Annotated in this window: 3 protein-coding genes and 1 pseudogene; 1 reads left to right on the top strand and 3 read right to left on the bottom strand. The window is 29.7% G+C overall.

Annotated features, from left to right (window positions below; genetic code table 11):
• Positions 1–85: 85 nt before the first annotated feature.
• A pseudogene (gene istB / locus B5E79_RS13865) lies at positions 86–871 on the top strand (IS21-like element helper ATPase IstB).
• A gap of 106 nt (positions 872–977) precedes the next feature.
• Here the strand turns inward: istB and B5E79_RS13515 are convergent.
• The 3 genes from B5E79_RS13515 to B5E79_RS13015 all read right to left on the bottom strand — a co-directional run bounded on the left by B5E79_RS13515 (position 978) and on the right by B5E79_RS13015 (position 4,440).
• Positions 978–1,154, bottom strand: a complete 177-nt coding sequence (locus tag B5E79_RS13515; RefSeq protein WP_158095509.1) for a hypothetical protein — start codon at positions 1,152–1,154, stop codon at positions 978–980.
• 118 nt (positions 1,155–1,272) lie between these two features.
• Entirely contained in the window at positions 1,273–2,931 is a 1,659-nt protein-coding gene (locus B5E79_RS13020) for an O-antigen ligase family protein (RefSeq protein WP_087298338.1), read from the bottom strand.
• Between the two features lie 48 nt (positions 2,932–2,979).
• Positions 2,980–4,440 (bottom strand): LCP family protein, encoded by a 1,461-nt coding sequence (locus tag B5E79_RS13015; RefSeq protein WP_087298337.1) that lies wholly within the window; start codon positions 4,438–4,440, stop codon positions 2,980–2,982.
• Between the last annotated feature and the right edge of the window lie 210 nt (positions 4,441–4,650).

Genomic DNA, 4,650 nt, shown 5'->3' with positions numbered 1-4,650 from the left:
CTAAAGCATTTATCATTGCCCCGCTATAAAAATATTAAATTAATTATTCAATATAATCAAGATACAAGACAGGTCAACCAAGAAGATGAAAACAATGATGACTTTGCATTTGTCAGAGGTTCATCATATTATGGAGGAAACACAAATGAATAGAGATACATATGAAAAAATAGTCGCTTTAAGACTGCCTGGCATGGCAAAAACATATCTGGAACAGGAAGAGATGGAAGATATACGACAATTGACATTTGATCAAAGACTGGAATTATTGGTTGATGCCGAAGTTGACAGTCAGCGTATACATAAGATAGAAAGACTGATCAATAATGCACATTTTGCGGAATCCAAAGCATCCATAACGCAGATCAAATATTATGCAGACAGACATCTTGATAAAGAGCAGATATTAAGCCTGGCAACAAATGAATATATAAAGAAACACGAAAATGTTTTAATAATAGGAGCAACTTGAGCTGGGAAATCGTATATTGGATGTGCACTTGGGGTTGAAGCATGTAATAGTGGACTGAAAGTCAAATATATTCGACTGCCAGATTTGTTGTCCGAATTAGAGCTGTCAAGAATACAAGGAACATATAAAAATAAAATCAAACAATATGAAAAATGCGATCTTCTTATTCTTGATGAGTGGCTGTTAGTTAATACAAGCAACATTGAACAGCAAGATATATTGGAAGTATTAGAGAAAAGATATAGAATACATTCAACAATATTATGTTCACAATTTGATGTAGGAGGATGGCATAGCAAGCTAGGAGGTGGTGCATTAGCTGATGCCATACTTGATAGAATCGTACCAAAATCACATACAATAAAGATACTAGGTGATAAATCAATGAGAAGTCGATAATAAATAAAAGGATCCTGATTAAACAATAATCAGGATTTCATTATTGATCAGATTCATCGGAATAGCTGGTCCGGATAATCAGAATGTTGAGAACAATGTTGGTTGATCAGGGATATTGGAATAGTTGGTCAGCATAATCGGAATGATTGGTCAACTTGAGCAGAATAATCATTTTAGCAACTTTTTCATTTGCTGCATTAACACTTACTGGCAATACAAACAACGATAATACCATAGCTATAGAAACTACTAAACCCAAAACCTTTTTCTTCATAAATTTCATTTTCTTTTCCTCCTCACTTAATATGATACCCCCCTCATAGTTTTGTCAACAAAATAGTGCTTTATAAAACAAAAAAGAGCTTACTGAATTGAATAAGCTCCTTTAAAACACAATGAATTTATTTAATTTGTGATTGATTGTAAATATTTTTAATTTCATCTTCAATTAAAGCATAAAATTCTCTAGCTAACTTTTTATCAATATTATCCTTTTGATCATAAAGTGTATAATAAATATCATACGTAAATGAAGATTGTCCTAGATAATACTGAACTTTCATAATATAATCATCATCTTGATAATGACTATCTAATATTTCAAACTCTGGTTTTAAGCTTTCTAATTGTTCTTTATGATAAACAATAGATAATAATTCATAGCGATTAAAAATAGCAATTTCATTGTCATCTACTAATGACATATCACTTTGATCATTTAACCAGTAAATATATCCTAAAAATAACCAGGCTAGCGTTGCTGATAATGAATATACATAAAAAACACCAAAATCAAATAATCCACCTATAAATTCACTCACAAAGATCATAATAAATAATAAGACTATAAAATAAGATTTTTTATTTCGATATTTTAATAAAATATCTCTTGCAGTGAATAGTGTTTTAATAAAAAATAAAATAAATAAAACAAAACCAAAAATACCAGCAGTAATGAGTGATTCCATGAAAACATTATGACTATGAAGAATCTGTTGTCCCCAATCATCACTTTGTGTCACATCAACTAACATATTTCTAAAGTTACCTGCCCCTATTCCCTGAATAGGACTTTGTTGCCAAATTTTTAATGAATCTTTTGCTAAAGTAATTCTGCCACTGCTGACTTCATCAGCTAAACTTATAATTTTAGGAATATTCTGTAATTCTCCTGTCATTGTTAGAGAAACGATTTCTTTGATTTTTTCTAATTGAAAACGATTATTAGATTCTTCTCTTGCTCCTTGAATTTGAGGAATGATAAAAGCTGCTTCTTGAACAACCTTAGTTCCTAGTAACATGCATAAACACATACCAACATTTAAACATACTCTTTTTACTGTTGATAATTCTTTTGCTCTAAAGAAACGATAATAAGCAACTGATGTTAAAATCACTGCTAAAATAATGATAGCTGCTCGACATTGCGTTAATATAATATAAGATAACTGAATGCCAATATTAATGATATAAAGGAAACTTCCTTCATAATGATTTCTAATAGCAATCATAGACATTAAAATCACAATAATAGCTAAAAAGGAAGCTGGATTACAGTTAAAATAAACACCAAATAAACGATCTCCAACAAGTCCAATATACCAACCATTTTGACTTCCTGAAATGTTTAAAAAATACATAAACAGAGAAATAAGAGAAGCACTTCCTACTAAAAAACAAGTGAAAGGAATGATTGTATGTAATTCTTGTTTTAATTTTTTAAGAGTCATAGATTTTGGTTGTGCAAAAATGAATGTAAAGATCAGTAATTGCATAATAGCTATTAATAAAGAATTCTTGGTTGAATAATCTTTATTTAAATAAGTGGCTATAAAAAGCAAAATACCATATAAACCAATTAATAATAAATGATTCTTTGTATAAAAGAATTCATTTTTTATGATACTGTATATGAAAATCAAGCCACCATAAATCAATACAATGATTGATAATGGATTAAAATCAATACCAAAATAACCCAATGCTAAAGTATTAATAAAAACATAGAAAATAAATAATAACTTAAAATATTTTCGATCACCTAAAATTTTATCTAACATAGCATACCCCTTTATATATAAAAGTGGAAGTTCCCTTCCACTTTTGTTTTATTCAACTGTTTCTCCGTTTAATACACTCTTAATTGCAGCAACATTTTCAGATACACTTTCATCATCAGGAATCATGTAGTAAAGTCTTGAGCTTGGCATATAAGCTCCTCCTGTCTGCATAACGCCATGACCTGAGAATTGTTTTTGTACCATGTTCCATGATGCCATATCATTAATTTGCATTTGTATTAAACTTGTAATTTCACTAGATGACATATTTGTTTCAAAGCATCCTTCAATCGCATTCAAGACACTTGAATAGTTTGTAATGACTGCTGGTGACATCATCTTATTCAACATACCCATAATAACAATTTGTTGATGGAATACACGTTCATTATCCCCTGCTCCAAACGCATGTCTTTCTCTAGAATATTCTAATGCTTCGTCACCGTTAATAGAAATATTTCCTTTTGCAAAATATGTTCCATTATATCCAGTGAAAGCAACATCGTTATTAATTGTAATACCACCTAAAGCATCAACCATTTGAATCAATGAAGTAAAGTTAACTCTTGCATAATAGTTGATATCTAAACCTAAGAAATTTTCCATTGTTTTCACAGTGTTATCAATACCTGCCAAACCAGAGTGAGTTAATTTATCTTTTTGTCCCCTATTAGCAAGTGTTACATAGTAATCTCTTGGAATACTTGTTAATAAGATTTGTCTTGTTTTTGGATTAACAGTAACTAACATGTTAACATCAGATCTAGAAACTGTAGATACAGGTCCTGATGTATCAATACCACTTATGTATACAATAAATGGTTCTTTTGTAACATTAACATTCTTAGAAATATCTTTAATTTCTTCTTCAATATCGAATGACCATATTTCACGAACTTCATTTTGGAAATCTTCATGATCTGCTTCAATAATTGCATAATATGATTCATTAACCAAAATAGCTTTTGTTTCACTATCATATAAATCATTAGCTGCTTTTGAATAACTATCAACATCCTTTGTTTCAAGAGATGATTCTTCTTTTTGCATAGCTTCAATCGCTTTTTTAGCATTTTCTTCATCTACAGAAGATACCGTTTCAATTGTCTCTCCTTTTAAATCAGATAATGTCTTATAAGAACTATCTTTTAAAACAACAACAGAATAACGCTGTGTCTGAACATTTGCTCCTGTAATAGCATCAAGAACTGATGTCCCTTGAGCAATTGACAATGTTCCAAATAATAAAGCCACACTCAGTAAGATACTGACTAATTTACCAATAATATTTCTGACTTTACCAGTTCCTTTTTTCTTTGATGGTTTCATCAAGAAAAATGTTCCTACACATAATAAAACAACAATTGCAATAATGATTAAAGCATATTGCATAGGTAGTGCACCTAACTTAAATATAATACCGATTAAAGCCAAAGATGCAATAACCTGTATTCCTAAAATGACTTTCCAATCAATTATTTTTCTAACAATACTATTTGCTTTTGACATGAAATCCCTCTTTTCTTAATCGTTACCATAGTATCATATCAGTGTGTATTTTTCAAGAACATCAAGGATTTTCAAGATTTCTTTTTATTCATCGTAAATTGAAAAACTAAATTCCATCCCTAAATCAATTTATATGGAATTTAATTTTACAAATCCAATGATAGAATTTAATTCTGCAAACTTTTATAATAATAGTGGGTATTCCTTCTA

The sequence above is a fragment of the Massilimicrobiota sp. An134 genome (genome assembly GCF_002160815.1).
Classification (GTDB): Bacteria; Bacillota_I; Bacilli_A; order Erysipelotrichales; family Coprobacillaceae; genus Allocoprobacillus; species Allocoprobacillus merdigallinarum.
The sequence above is the reverse complement of the archived record's forward strand: the minus strand, read 5'-3'. Positions and strand labels throughout refer to the sequence as shown.

Bases quoted from the DNA above. Each gene is read 5' to 3' on its own strand.
- B5E79_RS13515 (WP_158095509.1), bottom strand. From the start codon at position 1,154: ATGAAATTTATGAAGAAAAAGGTTTTGGGTTTAGTAGTTTCTATAGCT.
- B5E79_RS13020 (WP_087298338.1), bottom strand. From the start codon at position 2,931: ATGTTAGATAAAATTTTAGGTGATCGAAAATATTTTAAGTTATTATTT.
- B5E79_RS13015 (WP_087298337.1), bottom strand. From the start codon at position 4,440: ATGTCAAAAGCAAATAGTATTGTTAGAAAAATAATTGATTGGAAAGTC.